Source organism: Salinimicrobium oceani (genome assembly GCF_012037645.1).
Genome location: NZ_JAAVJR010001322.1, coordinates 1 through 327, shown reverse-complemented (window position 1 = coordinate 327; position 327 = coordinate 1). Strand labels below are relative to the sequence as shown.

Annotated in this window: 1 protein-coding gene; it reads left to right on the top strand. The window is 37.3% G+C overall.

Going from position 1 to position 327, the window contains the following annotated elements; translation table 11 throughout:
- Positions 1-131 (top strand): DUF1206 domain-containing protein (locus HC175_RS24660; RefSeq protein WP_168139996.1); only part of this gene is annotated, 131 nt, incomplete at its 5' end.
- Positions 132-327 lie beyond the last annotated feature (196 nt).

Sequence of the window (327 nt, the reverse complement as noted above, 5' to 3'; positions counted from 1 at the left end):
CAACCCAGGAAGCTTTTTCATTTATCCAGGAATCGGCCTATGGCCCCTGGTTGATGGGACTTGTAGCCGCCGGACTTATCGCCTATGCGGTTTATATGTTCCTTATGGCCAGGTATAGAAGGTTTACCTGATTTCAAATCTGCTTACCTATTCGACTGATTAAAAATGAATTAGCAAAAAATAGGTGATTTCACCCATTGGTAGGAAAATAAGTTCCTTCTATCTTTGACTATACCAATTAATTAATCACGTGAATTAATAAAAGGTAATTGTAAATTTTTGAAAAGAAAAAGAGAGATTGGGGGATCTCTCTTTTTTTATGCCCTG